The sequence below is a fragment of the Aminobacter sp. AP02 genome, assembly GCF_003148805.1.
GTDB lineage: Bacteria > Pseudomonadota > Alphaproteobacteria > Rhizobiales > Rhizobiaceae > Aminobacter.
The window spans coordinates 23,659-45,083 of sequence record NZ_QGGX01000022.1 but is presented as its reverse complement, the minus strand read 5'-3'; the positions used below and the strand labels follow the sequence as shown (position 1 = coordinate 45,083).

At 62.7% G+C, this 21,425-nt stretch carries 25 protein-coding genes; 11 read left to right on the top strand and 14 right to left on the bottom strand.

Translation table 11 applies throughout. From position 1 onward, the window contains the following. The first annotated feature begins 238 nt into the window (after positions 1 to 238). Entirely contained in the window at positions 239 to 841 is a 603-nt protein-coding gene (locus C8K44_RS22820) for a dihydrofolate reductase family protein (RefSeq protein WP_245417593.1), read from the top strand. A gap of 82 nt (positions 842 to 923) precedes the next feature. Here C8K44_RS22820 and C8K44_RS22815 read toward each other — a convergent pair whose 3' ends face one another. After that, entirely contained in the window at positions 924 to 1,469 is a 546-nt protein-coding gene (locus C8K44_RS22815; protein ID WP_109578102.1) for an adenine phosphoribosyltransferase, read from the bottom strand. A 137-nt stretch (positions 1,470 to 1,606) separates the two neighbouring features. Between C8K44_RS22815 and C8K44_RS22810 the strand changes: the two genes are divergently transcribed. Both C8K44_RS22810 and C8K44_RS22805 read left to right on the top strand, forming a co-directional pair. Continuing rightward, complete coding sequence (locus C8K44_RS22810; protein WP_109578069.1) at positions 1,607 to 1,966, top strand: hypothetical protein; 360 nt, start codon at positions 1,607 to 1,609, stop codon at positions 1,964 to 1,966. Further along, complete coding sequence (locus C8K44_RS22805) at positions 1,947 to 2,282, top strand: type II toxin-antitoxin system PemK/MazF family toxin (RefSeq protein ID WP_109578068.1); 336 nt, start codon at positions 1,947 to 1,949, stop codon at positions 2,280 to 2,282. The genes C8K44_RS22810 and C8K44_RS22805 overlap by 20 nt, the downstream gene beginning before the upstream one ends. Before the next feature lie 50 nt (positions 2,283 to 2,332). Here the strand turns inward: C8K44_RS22805 and C8K44_RS22800 are convergent, their stop codons facing one another. The 8 genes from C8K44_RS22800 to C8K44_RS22765 form a co-directional block, all read right to left on the bottom strand. Next, positions 2,333 to 3,196: a cytochrome c1 gene (locus C8K44_RS22800; RefSeq protein WP_109578067.1), complete on the bottom strand. Its 864-nt coding sequence runs from the start codon at positions 3,194 to 3,196 to the stop codon at positions 2,333 to 2,335. 29 nt (positions 3,197 to 3,225) lie between these two features. Then, on the bottom strand, positions 3,226 to 4,527 hold the full coding sequence (locus tag C8K44_RS22795; RefSeq protein ID WP_109578066.1) for a cytochrome b/b6: 1,302 nt from the start codon (positions 4,525 to 4,527) through the stop codon (positions 3,226 to 3,228). 19 nt (positions 4,528 to 4,546) lie between these two features. Then, on the bottom strand, positions 4,547 to 5,110 hold the full coding sequence (gene petA, locus C8K44_RS22790) for a ubiquinol-cytochrome c reductase iron-sulfur subunit (RefSeq protein ID WP_109578065.1): 564 nt from the start codon (positions 5,108 to 5,110) through the stop codon (positions 4,547 to 4,549). Between the two features lie 323 nt (positions 5,111 to 5,433). Beyond that, positions 5,434 to 5,745, bottom strand: coding sequence for a DUF6665 family protein (locus C8K44_RS22785; RefSeq protein WP_109578064.1), 312 nt, complete (start codon positions 5,743 to 5,745; stop codon positions 5,434 to 5,436). Positions 5,746 to 5,754: 9 nt separating this feature from the next. Further along, positions 5,755 to 7,623, bottom strand: coding sequence for an ABC transporter ATP-binding protein (locus C8K44_RS22780; RefSeq protein WP_109578063.1), 1,869 nt, complete (start codon positions 7,621 to 7,623; stop codon positions 5,755 to 5,757). Next, the gene (locus C8K44_RS22775) at positions 7,623 to 9,503 is read right to left on the bottom strand and encodes an ABC transporter ATP-binding protein (RefSeq protein WP_109578062.1); all 1,881 of its coding nucleotides are present in this window, start codon (positions 9,501 to 9,503) and stop codon (positions 7,623 to 7,625) included. The genes C8K44_RS22780 and C8K44_RS22775 overlap by 1 nt, the downstream gene beginning before the upstream one ends. 230 nt (positions 9,504 to 9,733) lie before the next feature. Further along, positions 9,734 to 11,596 carry an ABC transporter ATP-binding protein gene (locus tag C8K44_RS22770; RefSeq protein WP_109578061.1) on the bottom strand — a complete coding sequence of 621 codons (1,863 nt, stop codon included), beginning with the start codon at positions 11,594 to 11,596 and terminating at the stop codon, positions 9,734 to 9,736. 157 nt (positions 11,597 to 11,753) lie between these two features. Then, a complete protein-coding gene (locus tag C8K44_RS22765; RefSeq protein WP_109578060.1) occupies positions 11,754 to 12,071 on the bottom strand; it encodes a hypothetical protein in 318 nt (105 codons plus the stop codon). Positions 12,072 to 12,378: 307 nt separating this feature from the next. On the opposite strand from C8K44_RS22765, the gene C8K44_RS22760 reads away from it, so the two are divergent. Then, positions 12,379 to 12,837, top strand: a complete 459-nt coding sequence (locus C8K44_RS22760) for a tRNA (cytidine(34)-2'-O)-methyltransferase (RefSeq protein ID WP_109578059.1) — start codon at positions 12,379 to 12,381, stop codon at positions 12,835 to 12,837. 157 nt (positions 12,838 to 12,994) lie between these two features. Then, complete coding sequence (gene soxR / locus C8K44_RS22755; protein WP_109578058.1) at positions 12,995 to 13,444, top strand: redox-sensitive transcriptional activator SoxR; 450 nt, start codon at positions 12,995 to 12,997, stop codon at positions 13,442 to 13,444. A gap of 12 nt (positions 13,445 to 13,456) precedes the next feature. On the opposite strand, the gene C8K44_RS22750 is transcribed toward soxR, so the two are convergent. Continuing rightward, on the bottom strand, positions 13,457 to 13,867 hold the full coding sequence (locus C8K44_RS22750; protein ID WP_245417592.1) for a hypothetical protein: 411 nt from the start codon (positions 13,865 to 13,867) through the stop codon (positions 13,457 to 13,459). A gap of 205 nt (positions 13,868 to 14,072) precedes the next feature. Next, positions 14,073 to 14,330, bottom strand: a complete 258-nt coding sequence (locus C8K44_RS22745; RefSeq protein WP_109578057.1) for a hypothetical protein — start codon at positions 14,328 to 14,330, stop codon at positions 14,073 to 14,075. Between the two features lie 78 nt (positions 14,331 to 14,408). On the opposite strand from C8K44_RS22745, the gene hemF reads away from it, so the two are divergent. The 6 genes from hemF (at position 14,409) to C8K44_RS22715 (ending at position 18,823) form a co-directional block, all read left to right on the top strand. Further along, positions 14,409 to 15,323, top strand: coding sequence for an oxygen-dependent coproporphyrinogen oxidase (gene hemF / locus C8K44_RS22740; RefSeq protein WP_109578056.1), 915 nt, complete (start codon positions 14,409 to 14,411; stop codon positions 15,321 to 15,323). Between the two features lie 59 nt (positions 15,324 to 15,382). Continuing rightward, a complete protein-coding gene (locus C8K44_RS22735) occupies positions 15,383 to 15,646 on the top strand; it encodes a BrnT family toxin (RefSeq protein ID WP_109578055.1) in 264 nt (87 codons plus the stop codon). After that, entirely contained in the window at positions 15,636 to 15,908 is a 273-nt protein-coding gene (locus C8K44_RS22730) for a helix-turn-helix domain-containing protein (protein ID WP_109578054.1), read from the top strand. Before C8K44_RS22735 ends, C8K44_RS22730 begins: the two co-directional genes overlap by 11 nt. A gap of 111 nt (positions 15,909 to 16,019) precedes the next feature. Beyond that, positions 16,020 to 17,855 (top strand): DEAD/DEAH box helicase, encoded by a 1,836-nt coding sequence (locus C8K44_RS22725; RefSeq protein WP_109578053.1) that lies wholly within the window; start codon positions 16,020 to 16,022, stop codon positions 17,853 to 17,855. Positions 17,856 to 18,127: 272 nt separating this feature from the next. After that, positions 18,128 to 18,388, top strand: a complete 261-nt coding sequence (locus C8K44_RS22720; RefSeq protein WP_109578052.1) for a DUF1344 domain-containing protein — start codon at positions 18,128 to 18,130, stop codon at positions 18,386 to 18,388. A 249-nt stretch (positions 18,389 to 18,637) separates the two neighbouring features. Next, a complete protein-coding gene (locus C8K44_RS22715) occupies positions 18,638 to 18,823 on the top strand; it encodes a DUF1059 domain-containing protein (protein WP_109578051.1) in 186 nt (61 codons plus the stop codon). 14 nt (positions 18,824 to 18,837) lie between these two features. Here the strand turns inward: C8K44_RS22715 and C8K44_RS22710 are convergent, their stop codons facing one another. The 3 genes from C8K44_RS22710 to C8K44_RS22700 are packed head-to-tail and all read right to left on the bottom strand — an operon-like array spanning position 18,838 to position 21,370. Further along, positions 18,838 to 20,097 carry a CCA tRNA nucleotidyltransferase gene (locus C8K44_RS22710; protein ID WP_109578050.1) on the bottom strand — a complete coding sequence of 420 codons (1,260 nt, stop codon included), beginning with the start codon at positions 20,095 to 20,097 and terminating at the stop codon, positions 18,838 to 18,840. Beyond that, the gene (locus C8K44_RS22705) at positions 20,094 to 20,726 is read right to left on the bottom strand and encodes a CoA pyrophosphatase (protein ID WP_109578049.1); all 633 of its coding nucleotides are present in this window, start codon (positions 20,724 to 20,726) and stop codon (positions 20,094 to 20,096) included. The genes C8K44_RS22710 and C8K44_RS22705 overlap by 4 nt, the downstream gene beginning before the upstream one ends. Beyond that, on the bottom strand, positions 20,726 to 21,370 hold the full coding sequence (locus C8K44_RS22700) for a DUF1285 domain-containing protein (protein WP_109578048.1): 645 nt from the start codon (positions 21,368 to 21,370) through the stop codon (positions 20,726 to 20,728). The genes C8K44_RS22705 and C8K44_RS22700 overlap by 1 nt, the downstream gene beginning before the upstream one ends. Positions 21,371 to 21,425: the final 55 nt, after the last annotated feature.

Sequence of the window (21,425 nt, the reverse complement as noted above, 5' to 3'; positions counted from 1 at the left end):
GCGCTTCCCTCCGACACCCGGTGCGCACCGGAGTCCCGTGGAAGATCGCCAGATGATGATACGGCGGGTTTCGAGGGCGTGGAAAAACGTGCGCCTCTATCCACGGCCATTGCTGACAAATGGTGACATTTGGCAGCAGTCATTAAACCATTCGGTTGATTATATTTGAGCGCAGACTACATTCAACCATCTGGATGAATGTCAGGAGCTCTCGGCGCGACAGTCGAGAACCGGCTGAATGAGCGATGTGGAGATTGATATGCGCAAGCTGATTGCTGGAATGAAGATCTCTGTCGATAGCAAGATGGAGGGGCCGGAGGGCATGGCGGATTGGGTGGACGCGTGGTCGGACGACTATGGCGTCATGGCGCAAATTGATGCCTGCTTGCTCGGAGGTGGCATGTACCCCGGCTACGAAGCCTATTGGACGGCGATACAGAATGAACCGGATAAGCCGGTCTGGATCATGGGCAACGCACCGACACCTGCTGAACTCGAATGGGCCCGCTTCACCAGAAAGACCCCGCATTATGTGCTGTCGAATACACTGACGTCCGCAGCGTGGCCGAACACCAGCTTCGTGCGGACGCCCGAAGACGTCGCAGCCCTGAAGCAACAGCCGGGCAAGGACATCTACCTCGTCGGAGGTGCTACAACGACCGCCGGCCTCATCGATGCCGGGCTGGTCGATGAACTTAGGCTCATCGTCTATCCGCTGATCGCCGGCGAAGGAAAGGCGCTTTTTGCGACAACAGTGCGCCGTCACGGACTCGCACTGCGCAAGGTCGAGCAGCTCGCAAGCGGACGCTTGAGCCTGATCTACGGGCTTGGAAAAGACTGATCACAAGCGGCAGCGCTGATGAACCGCTCAAAAGGCCAAAGCGTGGAGAAATTCTCCACGCCGAAACAGCCTCATAAACTCTTCAGTGGCCGTCGAAAGAAATCAGCGTGCGTACGTCGACGCCCAGTGCTTCCAGCTTCTTGCGGCCGCCGAGGTCGGGCAGGTCGATGATGAAGCAGGCGGCGACGATATCGGCACCGATCTGGCGCAGCAGCTTGACCGCTGCCTCGGCAGTGCCGCCGGTGGCAATCAGGTCGTCGACGAGGATGACCTTTTCGCCGGCCGCGATTGCGTCCTTGTGCATCTCCATCTCGTCGAGCCCGTATTCCAGGCTGTAGGCGATGCGCACGGTCTCGTGCGGCAGCTTGCCCTTCTTGCGGATCGGAACGAAGCCCGCCGACATCTGGTGCGCTATGGCGCCACCCAGGATGAAGCCACGCGCCTCGATGCCTGCGATCTGGTCGATCTTGGAGCCGGCATAGGGATGGACGAGTTCGTCGATGGTGCGGCGGAAGGCCCGCGCATTGCCCAGAAGCGTGGTGATGTCGCGGAACATCACGCCAGACTTGGGGTAGTCGGGGATGTTCCTGATGGCGCCAAGCAGCGTGTTTTCAAGGGAGGTGTTCATGGCGCGCCTTGTGAGAGTCTCGTCCTTGTAAAGGCTTGCCACGGCATTGAAAAGTCGGGCCAATGAGGAATAGTTGACGCCACCCCCACCCCACCCCTATTTTTAGCCTGACGTTCCAAGCAAATTGGAGGCGAGCCATGCTTATCGAGATCCGGGACGATGTGATCTGGGCGAAGCACCTCAGGGCCAATCCGGCCTTGTACAACACCGTTCTCAACCTAGCGCCCGAAGAGACGATCAACCTTTCGGTCGACGGAATATTCGGCAAATGGGCAAAGATGCGGACGGGCGCCGATGGCCGTTCGACGTTGGGGTTGAAGCCGGTTGGCGCGATGGCCACGGTGTGGCAGCGCCTGCAGGAAAGGCGTGGCGAAAAAGTTCACGTACATTGGCCGGACAATGAGGACGACGCCTGGCTGCGCCTCGCCGACATGACGTTCGAGGAATGGTACTCGGCCGAAGACGAAGAGGCCTTCGGTGACCTACAGCCGCTTTGACGTCATCCTGGTGAATTTCCCCTTCACGGAAAAGCGTGGCCAGAAGCGGCGGCCGGCAATCGTGCTTAGCAACTACGCATTCAACACCGAGCACAATCACGCCGTCACCGCGATGGTGACTACTGCCAGCAACACCATTTGGCAAAGCGACCTATCCATTGCCGACTTCGCCGATGCCGGACTGCGAACACCTTGCGTCACCCGAATGAAGCTATTTACGGTTGCTGACGATCTCATCCTCGGTCGCATTGGAACGCTGTCGACCAGTGACCAAGCTCGCTTGGCTTTGGCTATCCAATCATTGTTCGCGCCATAAAAAAGGGCGCCTCGTGAGCGCCCTTTCGATTTCGTATCGGCTAAGCCGGATCAGTGAGCGACGTTGGCCCAGACCTTGCGCTTGGTGGCGTAGACGAGGCCAGCAAACAGCACCAGGAAGATCATGACGGCAAAGCCGGTCTGCTTGCGCGCCTCAAGGTGCGGCTCGGCAGCCCACATCAGAAACGCCGAGATGTCGCGCGAGTACTGCTCGACCGTCTCGGGCGAGCCGTCTTCGTAGGTCACCTGGCCGTCGGACAGCGGCTTGGCCATGGCCAGCGACTTGCCCGCGATGAAGAACGGGTTGTAGTGCGTGCCTTCGGCGATTTCCATGCCAGCCGGCGGCTGCTCGTCATAGCCGGTCAGCAGCGCGTGGATGTAGTCGGGGCCGTTCGACGCATACTGGGTGAAAATGTCGAACACGAAGGTCGGGAACCCGCGCTCGACGCCGCGCGCCTTGGCGATCAGCGAGAAGTCGGGCGGAGCAGCACCGTTGTTGGCGGCGGCCGCAGCGATGGTGTTGGGGAACGGCGACGGGAAATGGTCGCCAGGCAGAGCCTTGCGGGTGAACATCTCGCCATCGGCGTTCGGGCCGTCCTGCACTTCGTACTCGGCAGCGAAAGCCTTGACCTGCGCTTCGCTGTAGCCGAGGTCGGACAGCGTGCGGAACGCCACCAGGTTCATCGAGTGACAGGCCGAGCACACTTCCTTGTAGATCTTCAGGCCGCGCTGGAGCTGGCCCTTGTCGTAGGTGCCGAACGGGCCGGCGAAGGTCCAGTCCATTTCCTTCGGCTTGTGGATCGGGAAGTGCGTCGGCTCGGCCGCGCTGTGCGCTTCCTCGGCGGCCATGGCCACGCCGGCGGTGCCGGCGAGCACGAAGCCGATGGCAGCCAGACCATAGAGAATCTTTTTCATTCCAAAATCCCTCTCAGATTCTCGTTGGTTCAGCCGCGGGTTTCGGGTGCAGCGGTTGCACCGGCCGGATGAGCGGAGCCGCCCTTGTTCTTCTCGAGCACCGCTTCGGTGATCGAGTTGGGCAAGCGGCGCGGCGTCTCGATCAGGCCGAGAACCGGCATGATGACCAGGAAGAATGCGAAGTAGTAGAGCGTAGCGATCTGCGACATGATCACGTAGGCGCCTTCGGCGGGACGCGAGCCCAGCCAGCCCAGGAAGATCGCGTTGATGACGAAGATCCAGAAGAACAGCTTGTACCAGGGACGGTAGACAGCCGAACGGACCTTCGAGGTGTCGAGCCACGGAACCACGAACAGCACCGCGATGGAACCGAACATGGCGAGCACGCCACCGAGCTTGGAGTCGATCGGCCCGATGTTGAAGGTGATGGCGCGCAGGATCGCGTAGAACGGCAGGTAGTACCACTCGGGGACGATGTGCGCCGGCGTCTTCAGCGAGTCGGCCATGATGTAGTTGTCGGGGTGGCCGAGGAAGTTCGGGATGTAGAAGATGAAGTAGGCGAACACGGCCAGGAACACGACCATGGCGAAACCATCCTTGATGGTCGCATAGGGCGTGAAGGCGACGGTGTCGGTCTTCGACTTCACTTCGATGCCGGTCGGGTTGGTCTGGCCGGTGACATGCAGCGCCCAGACGTGCAGGACCACAACGCCGGCGATCATGAACGGCAAGAGGTAGTGCAGCGCAAAGAAGCGGTTCAGCGTCGGGTTGTCGACGGCGAAGCCACCGAGCAGCAGCTGCTGGACCCACTCGCCGACCAACGGGATGGCGGTGAAGAAGCCGGTGATGACGGTCGCGCCCCAGAAGGACATCTGACCCCAGGGCAGAACATAGCCCATGAAGCCGGTCGCCATCATCAGCAGGTAGATGATGCAGCCGAGGATCCACAGGAGTTCGCGGGGCGCCTTGTAGGAGCCGTAGTAGAGACCGCGCATGATGTGGATGTAGACGGCGATGAAGAAGAACGATGCACCGTTGGAGTGCATGTAGCGGAGCAGCCAACCGGAATTGACGTCACGCATGATCTTTTCGACCGACTGGAACGCAAGCGTCGTGTCGTTGGCGTAGTGCATCGCCAGAACCACGCCGGTGAGGATCTGCGCCACCAGCATGATCGAAAGGATGCCGCCGAAGGTGTAGGCGTAGTTCAGATTACGCGGAACCGGGTAGGAGACGAATGAATCGTGCACCAGCCGCGGCAGCGGCATACGCGCGTCGATCCAGCGGCCAATGCCGGTTTTGGGCGAATAGGTCGAGTGTCCACCGCTCATGGAATTAAGTCCCCCTGCCTCAGCCTACCCGGATGGTCGAGTCGGAAATAAACTGGAATGTCGGAATATGAAGGTTTTCCGGCGCCGGTCCTTTGCGGATACGGCCGGCCGTGTCGTAGTGGGAGCCGTGGCACGGGCAGAACCAGCCACCGAAATCACCCTGCTGGCCGAGCGGCACGCAACCCAGATGGGTGCAGACACCGACCATGACCAGCCAGTTTTCCTTGTCCTTGCCGGCCGTACGGTCGATGTCGGTCGCCTGGGCGTCGGCAGCGATGTTGGCGTTGCGCGCGACCGGATCCTTGAGCTCGGCAAGCGGCACTTCCTGTGCGGCCTTGATCTCTTCGGGGGTACGGTTGCGGATAAACACCGGCTTGCCGCGCCATTTCACCGTCAACGACATGCCGGGCGTGAGCGACGAGACATCAACCTCGATCGAGGAAGCTGCAAGCGTCGAGGCGTCCGGGCGCATCTGATCGATGAAGGGCCAGGCCACAGCGCCGGCGCCAACGGCTCCGGCCATGGCGGTAGCGACATAGAGAAAATCGCGGCGATTGGGCTCGCTCGTATCGGTTGCGCTCACGGGACCTGATCCTTTTGCCTCAATTCCAACCGGAGGCTGAGCAATTGTCCCCGCTCAACGATGCACGCCCGACAGCGCATGGCAACCAGGCTAGCGAATTCCTCCGGCATTTGGACTTCGGTTTATGCGTGAAGGCTCTTTTTGTCCAGACGCGACAAGGCACATGGGCAGATTGTCGCGGGGATGTCGTGGAGCAGTGGAAAACCTTCCGGAAACTGCGGGTTCCCGCGGGTTTTCGGCCATCCTGGGGGCCACTGCCAAGCCGGCGCTTTCGCGCTGACATGCGTTGTTGGCTCTTACGCCGGAAAAGTACAGCTTGACCGTCAGGCCGCGCCGAGTCGCACCAGCACCTCGCGCGGGATGGCATAGTCGCGAATGGCGTCGTCATGGCGGCGCAGGCCGCATAGCTCGCGCTGGATGAAGTAGGCGTAGACGGCATCGGCCGCCGCCTTGAGAAGGACGCGGCGCTGGTCGGCGTCACCATCATGCGCATTGAGCCTGGCAAGGGCTTCGCCGACCCGCTCGCCGGCGCGGCCGAGCGCTGCAGCCTTTTCGGCAAGGAATTCGTATTCGAGCACGTTGAGCGTCTGCTCGGAGCGGTTGGACAGGATCGAGGGCGGGCGGACGGAGGACATGGGGTGATCTTACTCCGCCGCCAGCCGGTCGGCCAGAAAGCCGCCGGACTGACGCTTCCACAATTGCGCGTAGAGGCCGCCCTTGGCGATCAGCGCATCGTGGCTGCCCTCCTCTACGATGCGGCCCTCGTCGATGACGATCAGCCTGTCGAGTGCCGCGATGGTCGACAGCCGGTGTGCGATGGCAATGACGGTCTTGCCCTCCATCAGCTTGTAGAGATTGTCCTGGATCGCCGCCTCGACCTCGGAATCGAGCGCCGACGTCGCCTCGTCGAGGATCAGGATCGGCGCGTCCTTCAGCATCATGCGCGCAATCGCCACGCGCTGGCGCTGGCCGCCCGACAGCTTGACGCCGCGCTCGCCGACATGGGCGTCGTAGCCCTGGCGCCCACGCGGATCGGCGACAGCCGTGATGAAGTCGTGGGCAGCGGCACGCCTGGCGGCATCGACGATCTCGGCTTGCGTGGCCCCTGCCCGGCCGTAGCCGATATTGTCGGAGATCGAACGGTGCATCAGCATCGCATCCTGGCTGACGACACCAAACTGTGCACGCAGCGACGACTGGGTGATCTCGCGCACATCATGCCCATCGATCAGGATGCGGCCCTTTTCGACGTCGAACAGGCGCAGCGCAAGGTTGACGATGGTGGTCTTGCCGGCACCCGACGGGCCAACGAGCGCGACACGCTCGCCGGGTCGGATGTGCAGGTTGAGATTGTCGATGACCCCGTCGCCCTTGCCATAGTGGAAGGAGACGTTTTCGAAGACAATGTCGCCCTCGGCACGCGGCAGGACGGCCGCATCGGCGGCATCGCGGATCGCCGGGCGCACCGAAATGGTGCGGGTGGCATCCTGCACGGTGGCGTAGTTGCGGACCAGGCCGTTGATGTTGAACATCATCCAGCCCGACATCTGGTTGAGCCGAAAGACGAGACCCAGTGCTGCCGCAATGGCGCCGGTGGAGATCGAACCCTGCGCCCAGTTGACGAGGCAGATGGCGGCGACCGCAGCCATCATAATGCCGTTGAGCAAGGCGACCGCCGAGCGCACCGTGGTTATGGTGCGCGTCAGCCTGATGACCGAGGCAAGAAAACTTTCGAGCCCGTCGCGGACATAGGCGTGCTCGCGCCGGCCGCTGTCGAACAGCTTGACCGCCATGATGTTGGTGAAGGCATCGACCAGGCGGCCGTTGAAGATCGAGCGCTGGTCGGCGGTGGCGCGGCCGGCACGGCGCATCTCGGGCAACAGGAAATAGATGATGCAGGCATAACCGACGAACCAGAGTGCGACGACAGCGCCAAGCAGCGGGTCGAGCGAAACGAGGATCGTCACCGACAGCACGACGAAGGTGAGGAAACCCCACATGGTCTGCAGCATGTTGACGATGAAGTCGCCGACGGCCTCGCCGCCCTGCATGATCTTGGTGGCGATGCGGCCGGCGAAATCATTCTGGTAGAAATCGTAGGGCTGCTCGATGACACGCCGGAACGACTGCCAGCGCACCATCGAAAAGAAGCCGGGCACGACGATCTGCTGCTCGACGATGGCCGAGCCGACAAGCACGGCGGTGCGGACGACCAGCAACAGCAGGAGCAGCCCGGCAAGCGCTGGCCAATGGTCCGTGAACAGCCGCTGCGGGCTGGTGGAATCGAGCAGGTCGATGAGCCAGCCAACGGACCAGTAGAGTGCCGCATCGACCGCACCGGCGAGAAAGCCGGTGATGAGCAAAAGGATGAACGGCCCCTTCGCCTGCCTGGCGAAGTAGAGGATGAAAGCCCAGGCGTTTTCCGGCAACACCTCGCGGTCGGTGTCCTGGAACGGGTCGATCGCGCCCTCGAAGCGGCGCCAGAATTTTTGCTGGAAGGGATCGTCGCTCATCAGGCTGGCCTCGATTCGTCGAGCACGCTGTCTTCATGGAACAGGAAGCCGCCGGACTGGCGCTTCCACAGCCGGGCGTAAAGCCCGTCGAGCGCAAGGAGTTCGTCATGGGTGCCCTGCTCGGCGATGCGTCCCTGGTCGAGCACGATCAGCCGGTCGAGGGCCGCGATGGTGGACAAGCGGTGCGCGATCGCCAGCACGGTCTTGTCGGCCATCAGCGCATGCAGGTTTTCCTGGATCGCGGCCTCGATGTCGGAATCAAGTGCCGAGGTCGCTTCGTCGAGGATCAGGATCGGCGCGTCCTTGAGGAAGACGCGCGCGATCGCCACCCGCTGGCGCTGGCCACCCGACAGCTTGACGCCGCGCTCGCCGACGAAGGCGTCGTAGCCCGTGCGGCCACGGTTGTCCTCGAGCGTGCCGATGAATTCATGCGCCTCGGCCTTGCGAGCTGCCGCAATCACCTCGGCATCGGTGGCATCGGGCTTGCCGAGCCTGATGTTGTCGCGCAGCGAACGGTGGAACAGGGCCGTGTCTTGGCTGACCACGCCGATCGAGCCGCGCAACGAGTTCTGGGTAACGCTAGAGATGTCCTGGCCGTCGATCAGGATGCGCCCGCCCTCGAGGTCGTAGAGGCGAAGGATCAGGTTGGCGAGCGTGGTCTTGCCGGCACCCGAGGGGCCGACGATGCCGACCTTTTCGCCCGGCTTGACCACAAGCTCAATGCCGTTGAGCACGCCGCCACCCTTACCATAGTGGAACACGACATGGTCGGCGCGGATCTCGCCGCCCTTGACCACCAGTTCGGTGGCACCAGGCTTGTCGGTCAGGCCGAGCGGCTGCGAGATCAGCGCCTTGGAGTTTTCCAGCACGCCAAGATTTCTGAGGATGCCGTTGAGTTGCATCATCAGCCGGCCAAGGAGCATGTTGAGGCGCAAAACGAGGCTGAGCGTGAAGGCCACGGCCCCCACCGTGATCGCGCCTTCGATCCACAGATGGATCGAGAACCAGGCAATGGCGGTGATCATGACGCCGGATAGCGCCGTCAGCGCCAGGCGCACCCCCGTCAGCCGGCGGGTAAACGGGCGTAGCGCACTGAGGTAGATGTCGAAGCCCGAGCGGATGTAGCGGTCGTCGCCGTCGGCGGCGAAGAGCTTCAGCGTCTGCACGTTGGAATAGGAATCGACGATGCGCCCGTTGATCATGGAGCCGGCCTCGGCGGTTGCTTCGGCATGCTTGCGGATCGACGGCAGGTAATAATTGGCGAGGAAGCCGAAGGCGACGATCCAGACGACGACGAGCGCGGCGAGCCGCCAGTCGAGGCCGGCAACCACGGCAAGCGTGGTGACGGTATAGACCAGCATGAACCACACGACCTCGATGAAGCTTTCCATCAGGTCGCCGGTCGCCTGCCCCGCCTGCCAGACTTTGGTCGCGATGCGGCCGGCGAAGTCGTTCTGGAAGAAGGAATAGGACTGGCGCGAGACATGGCGATGGGCCTGCCAGCGCACCAGGTTGTAGAAGCCAGGCGTGATGGTCTGTTCGTCGACCAGCGCCGACAGGCCGACGACGACGGTCCGGATCACCAGCACCACGACCGCCATGAATAACACTTCGGGCCCGGCAACGTCCCACAAAGCCTGCCAGCTGCGGTCGGTGGGCAGGCCGTCAAGGATGTCGACGAGGCGGCCAACGAAATAGAAAAGCCCCGCTTCGACCAGCGGGGCGATGCCGCCGATGACCAGCATGGCGAAGAAAGCAAACTTTGCCTGGCCGACATAATGCCAGAGAAACCCCCAGACGGTGGCCGGTGGCCGAAGGTTCCCGGGCTCGCGGAAGGGATAGACCCAGCTTTCGAACCACTTGTAGATTCTGTTCATCAGCTCTCTGGGCTATCCAACGGCAACGACTCACTATTTTCGGCCCAAACCTGCCCAGGAGGCAACTGCCGCCTGTCAGGAGAAACGTGCCGCCAACCCTGGCGAATTTCGGGCGCGCCATTCACGTTTGGATGAGGCCAGCGGCGGTCCGCCCCCCAACTGCCCGTCCGAAATGACCGAGGCCCCCACTCGGGAGGCCTCGATCCTGCGAACAACGCTCTACCTGGCGTGCCCTACTCCGCCGCCTGGGCCTCGACGGCATCGGCTGGTTCCTCGAGCAGGAAGCCGCCCGACTGGCGCTGCCATAGCGAAGCGTAGATACCGCCCTTGGCGACCAGTTCGTCATGGCTGCCTTGTTCGACGATGCGGCCCTTGTCCATGACCACCAGCCGGTCCATGGCCGCGATGGTGGAGAGCCTGTGCGCGATAGCAATGACGGTCTTGCCTTCCATCAGCCGGTACAGGTTTTCCTGGATCGCGGCCTCGACTTCCGAGTCGAGCGCGGAGGTCGCCTCGTCGAGGATGAGGATCGGTGCATCCTTGAGCATGACGCGGGCAATGGCGATGCGCTGGCGCTGTCCGCCGGACAGCTTGACGCCGCGCTCGCCGACATGCGCCTCAAAGCCCTTGCGGCCCTTGGGGTCGGCAAGCGTGGCGATGAAGTCGAGCGCTTCGGCCCGGCGCGCAGCCTCGATCATCATCGCTTCCGACGCGTCTGGACGGCCATAGAGGATGTTGTCGGCGACCGACCGGTGCAGCAGCGAGGTGTCTTGCGTGACCATGCCGATATGGGCGCGCAGGCTGTCTTGCTGGACAGTGGAGATGTCCTGCCCGTCAATGACGATGCGACCGCCCTCGATGTCGTAGAAGCGCAGCAACAGGTTGACCAGCGTCGACTTGCCTGCGCCCGAACGGCCGACAATGCCGACCTTTTCGCCGGGACGAACATTGAGCGTGAGGTCTTCGATGACGCCTTTCTTCTTGCCGTAGTGGAAGCGCACGTTGTCGAAGGTGATCTCGCCCTTGTCGACGACGATCTCCTTGGCATTGGGCTTGTCTTCGACGAGGCGCGGCATGGAGATCGAGGTGATGCCGTCCTGGACGGTGCCGATGCTCTCGAACAGGCCCGAGACTTCCCACATGATCCACTGCGACATGCCCCAAAGACGCAGCACCAGGCCGAGCACGACAGCGACCGCGCCGATTGAAACCGCACCGTTGAGCCACAGCGAGATCGACAGGATGCCGACCGACAGCAACAGCGTCGAGTTGAGCAAATAGAGCGCGCCGTAAAGCGAGGTCACCAGCCGCATCGAACGATAGACCGTGTCCATGAACAGCGACATGCCTTCGCGCGCAAAGGAAGCCTCGCGGCGCGAATGCGAAAACAGCTTGACCGTCTGGATGTTGGTGTAGCTGTCGACGACCCGGCCGGTCATTGTCGAGCGCGCATCGGCCTGCTCTTCGGCGAGCTTGCCAAGGCGCGGCACGAAATAGCGCAGCAACAGGACGTAGCAGACGAGCCAGACGACCAGCGGCGCTGCCAGCCTGATGTCGGCGGAGCCGACGATGAACAGCACGCCGAGGAAATAGACGATGACGTAGTTGAGCACGTCGATGAGCTTGACCACGCATTCGCGCACGGCGAGCGCGGTCTGCATCAGCTTGGTGGCGATGCGGCCGGCGAACTCGTCCTGATAGAAGCTCATCGATTGCTTGAGCAGGTAGCGGTGCACCTGCCAGCGGATGCGCATGGGGTAGTTGCCCATCAGCGTCTGCTGGTTGACCAGCGACTGCAGAACCACCATGGCCGGCAGCACCACCATGACGATGAATGCCATGCCGGCGAGCTTCCAGCCTTCGTTCTGCAGGAAGGTGTCGCGGTTCTGCGCCGACAGCCAGTCGACGATATTGCCGAGAAAGCCGAACATCCACACTTCGGCCAGGGCGATCAGCGAGGTCAGCACAGCGGCCACGACGATGTAAGCCCACGCGCCCCTGGTGTAGTGCAAGCAAAACGCGACAAGCGTCTTGGGTGGCTCGACCGGTTCCTCCGAGGGGAACGGATTCAGTCTGTTTTCAAACCAGCGGAACATATCAGTCTCTCAATTCGGTATGTGACACGCAGCAGATTCCGCGTGGAATGTGTTGTCGGGGGCCGCTGGTACGGCCTTGTGGCGCCTGACATCTTCGCGGCGAGGATGCGGCGGGGGCCCTCGCAATGTAGGCGACCGCCAGGGATTCGGCGAATCCCTAGCGGCGTCCTCCTGACATCGTCCTGGCAGCAGGCCGGGCCGCACCCGAGCGGCCGGCAAGCCGGCCGATCAGGGCAACGATGCGGCCGAACAGCGGCCGGTAGTTCGGGTCGACCGCGACATTGCTCATGTCGACGTCGGGCAGCATGCCGCGATGCGGACGCTGGCGAACCGGAGGGTCGGCCGCGGGTTGATGTGCACCGAGGGCCAGCATCATGGCATGGTGCCGGGCGTCGGCCATGTCGTTGCTGTGAACAAAAAATGCAGAGTCGTGCTCGTTACGGGCGTTGTGCCCGTTGGGGATGTTGGCAAACATCGGAATTGTCCTTCGAAAACCGGATAAGGGCTTCAGCGGACCGCGATGCGAAAATGCCTGGAACTGTCAGGAAAAGTCGTCGAACCGGTCCGCCCTCAGGCAGTACGTCGCCCACAAAGGGGTCGGTGCCCACAAAGGGGTCGGTGAATGTCTATGGCCATCATGTGTCCCATGTACCCCTCCATCGGTTCGAGTTGACAATGCCGGCCATATACTCCCATTCGCGGCACAACGCCACAGCCTCATCTTCACTTTTTGCTTTGGCGCGACTTGCTGTGGCCTTGCCGCCACAGATTAGGACATCGACATGAACGGCAAATTCCGCATCGCGCTCTACCAACCGGACATCGCCGGCAACACCGGCACCATCCTGCGCATGGCCGCGTGCCTGGGCGTCGCCGTCGACCTCATCGAACCGGCCGGCTTCGACATCTCCGATCGGGCGCTCACACGCGCCGGCATGGACTATCTCGAAATGGCGACCCTGACCCGGCACGTCGACTTCGACCGCTTCGAGCAGTGGCGGCGTAGCGAAAGCCGCCGGCTGGTATTGATGTCGACCAAGGCCGCCCTGCCCTATACGGATTTCCGCTTCCACACGGGCGACATCATCATGGTCGGCCGCGAATCGGCCGGAGTGCCTGACCACGTCCACGATCTCGCCTTCGAGCGGCTGGTCATCCCCATGCCGGGCGGCGGGCGAAGCCTCAACGTCGCGCTGAGCGCGGCGATGGTTGCCGGCGAAGCACTGCGCCAGATCGGCTGACCGGCCATCTATCAGTTCCATGACGATGGCCGCGAAGCTGCGTGCTTGAGCGCTGGTGCTTCGGTGCGTCCCGGGGTTTCTCGCCATGTCCTGATCCTTCCTTGCATCGTGAAGGATATCTTCGTACAACCTCAACTTATCTTGAGGTCAAGCGGGAATTGCCATGCCAGGTGAATTGACTGTCGGCGAGGTGGCCAAGCGCAGCGGCGTCGCTGTTTCGGCACTGCATTTCTATGAGACGCGCGGGCTGATCCACAGCCATCGAACGGCAGGGAACCAGCGGCGCTACTCACGCGACGTCTTGCGCCGGGTGGCAGTGATCAGGATCGCGCAGGATGTCGGCATATCGCTTGCCGACATCGCGGCAGCGCTTGCCACCCTGCCCGACGGGCGCACGCCGACGCGCGAGGATTGGAGTCTGCTTTCAACGGCTTGGCGCCACGACCTCGACCACCGCATCGAGCAGTTGAAGAAGCTGCGCGACGGGCTGACCGACTGCATCGGCTGCGGCTGCATGTCGATCGACAAATGCCCGCTGCGCAACCGCGAGGATCGCCTGTCGCGCCAGGGCCCCGGGCCACGACGGTTGCTGGTTCCGGCGGAATGATCGGCGACGGGGTCAGTAACTGCGGCCGACAGTCATCGCCGCCCGAAACGCCTCGTCGCTGTCGATGAAAGCTGGCTCCGTGCCAGCGCCGACAGCGTCGAAGAAGCGGCTGACGAAACACCGGAAGGCCGCACATAGCGCGATATCGCAGATTTGCTGATCGCTGAAGCCGACCGCACGCAGCCGATCGATATTGGCCTCAGTCACCTGCGAGGCATCGATGGCGATCTGCTCGGCATAGGCCAGCATCTCGACGTCGCGCGCCGAAAGGCCGGCATCGTGGAAATCCTGCCGGAGCGCGACCACCGCCTCTTTCGAGCCGAGGTCGGCGACCAGTTGCTTGGCGTAGACATGAGAGCAGTAGGTCGACGCAATCCGCTTGGCGGCAATGAATGTGATCAGCCGCCATTTCGCGCATGCCAAGCGAAAAGCCGGCACGAATCTGGTCGTTGAAGTCGGTGTAGATGGACAAGAGATCAGGCCGTGCGGTGAAGCATCTGGTAGCTTCCATGACGAAGCCCAGCTGCGCGCGAGCCTTGTCGTAGATTTCGGCGATTCGGCCCTCGGCCTCATCCTCGGCGATCGTCTTCAGGTACATCTCACCCCAAGCGATACGACAAAGGAAAGTCTAGTCGGACGTCGGCAGGCGTCGGATGGTGAATTCGATGACGTCGCCGGGGCGCTCGAACCAGCTTTCGATCTCGGTCCAATAGGCCTGCTTGGGCCAGCGTGAGAACCATTCCTGCGCCTTCAGCCGCGCATCATTGCGCGGCAATACGAAGGTCTCGCGCAAGAATCCGTCGCGCGGTCTGCTTTCACGTTCGGCCCGGCTGCGCTGAATCCTCTTTGCGAGGTCATTCAGCGGCGGTCTGGTCGGAGTGCCCATAAAGAACTCCTTGACCCTTACGAGAAGGAGATTAGGGATCGCGCCGGACAATTACGAGTCATTTGTGCGGAGCCAAAATTGCAGCGTCCTGAAATTCCGACCGGACTGCCGGCCGACATCGAAGACAAGAAGATTCGCGCCCGCGCCTGGTTCGAGGAATTGCGCGATCGCATCTGCCTCGCCTTCGAGGCGCTGGAAGACCAGGTCGAGGGACCGCTCGCCTCGTGGGCACCGGGCCGCTTCGAGCGCACGCCATGGCACCGCGACGAAGGACGCGGCGGTGGCGGCACAATGTCGATGATGCATGGCCGGGTGTTCGAAAAGGTGGGCGTGCACACGTCGACCGTGCATGGCGAGTTTTCGCCCGAGTTCCGCAAGCAGATGCCCGGCGCCGAGGAAGACCCGCGTTTCTGGGCTTCCGGCATTTCGCTGATCGCTCATCCGCAAAACCCCAACGTGCCGGCCGTGCACATGAACACGCGCATGGTGACGACCTCGCGCTGGTGGTTCGGTGGCGGCGCAGACCTCACGCCGGTGCTCGACCGCAAGCGGATGCAGGACGACCCCGATACCGTCGCCTTCCACAAGGCGATGCAGTTTGCCTGCTCCAAGCACGCCAATGTCGCCGACCATCGGAAATACAAGGACTGGTGCGACGAGTATTTCTTCCTGCCGCACCGCAACGAGCCGCGCGGCACCGGCGGCATCTTCTTCGACTGGCAGCACTCGCCGGAAGAAAAGGGCGGCTGGGACGCCGACTTCCGATTCGTCCAGGACGTCGGCCGCGCCTTCCTTGTCACCTACCAGCATCTGGTGCGGCAGAACTTCAACACCAACTGGACCGACGGCGACCGCGACGAACAGCTCGTGCGCCGCGGCCGCTATGTCGAATTCAACCTGCTCTACGATCGCGGCACGATTTTCGGGCTGAAGACCGGCGGCAACATCGCCTCGATCCTGTCGAGCATGCCGCCCGAGGTCAGGTGGCCGTAAAGCAATCCTTGGGGCATCTACGCTAACAGCGTATAAATGCGGCATCTGACGGATGCCGCATGAAGATATCGTTCGATCCGGGCAAGGACGAAAAGACCCGGATGGAACGAGGGGTTTCGTTGGCCATCGGCGCCGAGGTGATCGCGAACCAGGTCCCAACTTTCCTGGATGATCGCTGCGACTATGGCGAGGATCGATTCGTGAGCTTCGGCTGTGTCGAGGGCGGGCTTTTCGTCTGTGCGTTCACCGTGCAGGATACGACCTTTCAAACCGTTTCGGTGCGCAAGGCGAACGATCGGGAGCTCAAAAAATATGGCCGATGAATTTGACGACGCCGACAGCCCAGATTGGACTCGGGCAAAGTCGCGTACGCTGGATGCCAGCGCCAAGCTCAAGCTCATTCGCGGGACGCTCGATACGAGTCAGGTCGATTTCGCCGTCCTGCTCGGTATCCCTGTCGCCACGCTCCAGAACTGGGAACAGCGACGCACCGAGCCCGATGCCGTCGCAAGGGCGCTGATCGATTTGATCCATGACGACCCCAAGGAAATGCGCGCGCGCTTGCTGCGTCGCAATGCGGCATAAGGGTCGTTGCGCCGCTGTCGCATTGACGCGCGGGCAGCAAAGCTTTAGAGAGCGCGCTTTCCTTGGCCCTCGTCCAAATGTGACGGGCCTTGCTCTCATTGGAAGACTTTCGTGACGATTTTCGACAACATGGTTCCGGCGCTGGCCGGAGCGCTCGCCGCGCGTGGCTACGAAACGCTGACCCCGGTGCAGACCTCAGTGCTGGCCCCGGAGGCTGACGGCGTGGACCTTCTGGTCTCGGCCCAGACCGGCTCGGGCAAGACGGTGGCCTTCGGCATCGCGATCGCTCCGACGCTGCTTGACGGACGCGAGCGCTTTGACCGCGCGGGCGCGCCAAGTGCCGTCATTATCGCCCCAACCCGCGAGTTGGCCATACAGGTGCGCCGCGAGTTTGAATGGCTCTATGCCGCGACCGGTGCCCGCATCGCGTCCTGCGTCGGCGGCATGGACATGCGCAAGGAACGCCGCGCGCTTGATGAAGGCGCCGACATCGTCGTCGGTACGCCGGGCCGTCTGCGCGACCACATCACCCGTGGCTCGCTCGACATTTCTGGCCTGCGCGCCGTGGTGCTCGACGAGGCCGACGAGATGCTCGATCTCGGCTTCCGCGAAGATCTCGAATTCATCCTGGCCGCAGCGCCGCAGGAACGTCGCACGCTGCTGTTTTCGGCAACCGTGCCGCCGCAGATCGCCCAGATGGCCAAGCGCTTCCAGCGCAACGCACTGCGCATCACCGCGGCCGGCGAAAGCCGCCAGCACGACGACATCGAATACCGCATGGTTCTTGTCGCGCCGTCCGAGCGCGAGAACGCCATCATCAACACGCTGCTTTATTTCGACGCCCAGAGCACCATGGTGTTCTGCGCGACGCGCGAGGCGGTGAAGCACTTCTCGGCACGCCTTGCCAATCGCGGTTTTGCCGTGGTGGCCCTGTCGGGCGAACTGAGCCAAGCCGAGCGCAACAACGCGCTGCAGGCCATGCGCGACGGCCGCGCCCGCGTCTGCGTTGCGACCGACGTTGCCGCCCGTGGCATCGACCTGCCCAATCTCGACCTGGTCATCCACGCCGACCTGCCGACCAATCCAGACACGCTGCTGCACCGCTCGGGCCGCACCGGACGCGCCGGCCGCAAGGGTGTCTGCGTGCTGGTGGTGCCGTTCCACCGTCGCGGCAGCGCTACCCGCCTGCTCAAGCTGGCGAAGCTCGAGGCAACGACCCAGCCCGCGCCCGGCCCCGCCGAGATCGATGCCCGCAACCGCGAGCGCATGCTGGCAGAGCTTGCCAATGCCGAGGCACCAGCCGAGGACGAGGCAGTGCAGGTCGCCGAAATCCTGGCCGCGCACTCGCCCGAAACCATCGCGCTTGCCTGGCTGCGCCAGCAGATGGCGTCGCGTCCGGCAGCCGAAGAGCTGTCGGATCGTCCGATCCCGGCTTTCGACGCCGCCAAGGCCGAGCGCCCCGACAACCGCTTCACCGATGGCGTGTGGTTCTCCGTCTCGGTCGGCCGCAAGCAGCGCGCCGAACCGCGCTGGCTGCTGCCGCTTTTGTGCAAGGCGGGCCATGTCACCAAGCATGAGATCGGCTCGATCCGCATCTTCGACACCGAGTCGCATTTCGAAGTGGTGTCCAACCGCGCCGACAACTACGCCAGAACCGTCGAACAAAACGGCACCGGCGAAAAGGGCGTCGACATCAAGCGGCTCGCAGGCGCGCCTGGCGGCGGCGACACCGGCGGCAAGCCCAAGAAGCAGCACCGCAAGGGCCAGTATGATCCCTCGGACAAGCCGCCGTTCAAGAAAAAGGCCTTCGAGAAGAAGCCCTTCGAAAAGAAACCCTCCGAGAAGAAGCCGTACGAAAGCCGTTCCGGCGACAAGCCTGCCTATGACAAGCCGGCGGGCGCTGGCGCGGCGAAGAAATACAAGCCGAAGAAGAAGTTCGGCGAGTAGCCGCGAACAGCTGACTGGTTGTTACTTTTTCGTAAGGTTCAGCCTCGCCACAATCGACGCCACAAACCGACATTTTGGCGCCGATTGTGGCTAGGCCTCCGTTTGGGAATATGTTTTTCGTCCAATATGCGAAGGGGACGGCACGGCTATTTCTATCGCCGGGGCCGGGAAACGCCGGCGGCTGCCGTGGCGCGCCGCGACTCGACGTAACCGGACGGCCTTGCATCAGGCGGGTACCGCTTGCGGCACTCGCATTCATCGGAGAACATGCCATGCGCAAACTCCTTGTCCCTGCGGCAGCCGTTGCCGTTCTCGCAACCTCCGGCCTGGCCTTCGCCGCCGCCCAGCATACGGACGGCACGATCAAGTCCGTCGACATGAAGGCGATGAGCCTGACGATGGCCGACGGCACCACCTTCATGCTTCCCAAGACGTTCAAGGATCCCGGCCTGAAGGCCGGCGAGAAGGTCTCCGTCATGTGGGACATGAGCGGAACGCACAAGGTCGCGGAATCGGTAAAGATGATGAAATAGGGGACCCTTCGCGGCCATTTTCCAAAAGGGCGGAACACGAGGTTCCGCCCTTTTCATTCGGAAAAGAGCTGGTCCAAACGGAATCAGTTTCGCAGAAATTCTATCTAACATACTGATATCAAAAGTATTTTTTCGCGTTAAAGCGCAAGCCCGCGCCTAATTGCGCATCGCGGTAACCCCAGCCGCAACCAATCGCCATATTGCGTGTTATAGTTCACCTCACACCGGAGGGAGGAAAGGAGACATCCGATGAAGGAATTTCAATGCGGGACGCTGGTCCCCGGATGCCAATGGCACACCCGCCACGAGGATGAAGCTGAAATCATCCGCCGGGTCGCCGAGCACATGCGCGAGACGCATGGCGAAACCATCATTCGCGAGACGATGATCGAAGCGATCCGCTCGCGCATCGAAAAGGTTCGCAACGTAGCCTGAAAACGTAGCCTGAATCAGGCTTTCAGCCTGTCGGCGGCGCGCTTGAGCAGCGCGTCGCGATCCAGCGAAAAACCGCTGCCGACCCACTCGGCCTCCAGCCCCTTGAGCAGCGCTCCAAGCGTCGCCCCCTCGACGCCGAGTTGCGCAAGATCGCCGCCGCGCAGCGGAAACTCGGGCTTTTGCCATTTTTCGGCGAAACCCAGCAGGCGAAAGTAACCGCCCGCTTCGATCAGCGCCTTGTCGTCCTGCTCGGCTCTGCCCCGCGCCGAAGCGAGATCTAGGCGCAACCGGTCCTTGATGCCTTCGAGGCTGCCGCGGTAAAGCCGCTTGGCAAGCTCGCCTTCGGTAACCACCGGTTCGATCTTGGCGGTTGCCGCCCACTGGACCAGCCTGTCGGTCTCTGCGTTGGATAGCCTGAGCCTGTCGCCGAGCGTCTTCATGCGCGCGGCATCCGGCGGCACGATCGCTTGGAGCCGCAACAGCGGATCGGCCGGCCAGCCGAGGTCACCCTCGGCGCGAACGAGCGCATGTATGGCGTCTATGCCCCATTTCTCGCTTTCGGGCAGCGCTGCGGTTAGCACGCCGGCCTGACGCATCCACAACAGCGCGCGCGACGGATCGGGGGCCGAGAGCAGCTTCTTGAGTTCCGACCAGACGCGCTCGGCCGACAGGCGGGAAAGTCCGTCCTTCAGCCGCGCGCACGCCTTGAGCCCTTCGGCATCGGGACGACCCTTGCCGTACCAGGCAAAGAAACGGAAAAAGCGCAGAATGCGCAGATAGTCCTCGCGGATGCGGGTTTCGGCATCGCCGATGAAACGCAGCGTTCGGCTTTCGAGATCGGCAAGCCCGCCAACCAGATCGACGACGGTGCCGTCGGCCTTGGCGTAGAGGGCGTTGATGGTGAAGTCGCGCCGCTCGGCGTCCGCCTTCCAGTCGCGTCCGAAGGCGACCTTGGCGCGGCGTCCGTCGGTTTCGACATCGGCACGCAAGGTGGTGACCTCGAACGGCTTGCCTCCAGCGATGACGGTGATGGTGCCGTGCTCGGCGCCGGTGGGCACGGTCTTGAAGCCTGCAGCCTCGGCGCGGCGGACAGTCTCTTCGGGAAGATTGGTGGTGGCAATGTCGACATCGGCCACCGGAGCGCCCAGCAATGCGTTGCGCACGGCACCTCCGGCGACACGCGCCTCCTCGCCATCGGCGTTGAGGGCCGCGAGCAGCTTCTGCAACAACGGAGCGCTAAACCATTGAGCCTGTCCGGCGATCGAGGTGCTCATGTGTAGAGCCTTTCATAGAGCGCGCGGATGATGCCGGCGGTGACACCCCAGATGTATCGCTCTTCATAGGGCATGGCGTAGAAGAAGCGTTCCTGGTCCTGCCAGGTACGGCTGGCGCGGTCATGGTTGGCCGGGTCCATCAGGAAGCCGAGCGGCACCTCGAAAATGTCATCGACCTCGTCCGCGTTGAGACTGAGATGAAAGCCGGGCCGAACGATGCCAAGCACCGGGGCAATGCGGTAGCCGCTGCCGGTGACATAGTCCGGCAAGCGCCCGATAATCTCGATATGGTCGGAGGTTAGCCCGATTTCCTCTGATGTCTCGCGCAGTGCGGCCGCTTCTGGCGACAGGTCGGTCGGGTCGATGCGGCCACCGGGAAAGGCGATCTGGCCAGAGTGGCTTTTAAGCTTTTCGGCGCGCTTGGTGAGGATGACGGTCGAGGCATCGCCGTGGTCGACGACGGGGATGAGCACGGCGGCATCGCGCAGCCGCTGTTCGACAATCATCTTGCGCAGATCGGGATTGAGCATGTGGTCGCCATACTCGGCGACGGCATCGTTGAGATGCTCCTGCGCCGCGCGCTGGCGGAAATCCTGCGCCGAGTAATGCGCTGCCCGGGAATGAACCATCACTTGCTCAGCCGCTCCAGCCTGTCCCAGGGCATGATCGGATAGACCTGGCCCTTGGAGCGAACCGAAAACATCGCCTTGCCTGATATTTCGATGCATTCGCCGTACTCGATGAGCTCATACATCACTGGCCGCGCCACCAACGCCTCGAGCCGACCGCGCACCAGAAGATACGGCTTGAGGCCGCCAGTCTCTTCTTCGTCGACAAAGCGCAGCGGATGCTCAGGCCCGGCCTCGACGACATCGCCGACATTGGTGCGGAAAGTCAGGACCTGCTCGGCGCCCTCGCCCAAGACATTCATCTCGACGGCGACGAAATGGGCGTCGACGACGCGGATGCCGACCTTTTCCACAGGAGTGACGAGGTAGGTCCTGCCGTCTTCATCTTTCCGCAGAACCGTCGAGAACAGCTGTACAAGCGGCATGCGACCGATCGGCGTACCCAGGTAGAACCAGGTGCCGTCGGGCCTGATTTCCATGTCCAGGTCGCCGCAGAAATCGGGATTCCAGCGTTCAACCGGAGGCAGGCCCTTGCCGGCGCGGGCGGCCCGCGAGATCAACGCTTCCAGGCCTACCGTGTCGCCGGCACGGGCGAGCCCATGCTCCGATGTCGCCTCGCCTTGGTGGTCCAGATCGCTGGTCATGGTCACGAAATAGTCACTGTTGTTGCGCTTGTCAGCATAGGCGGGTGATTTAAGT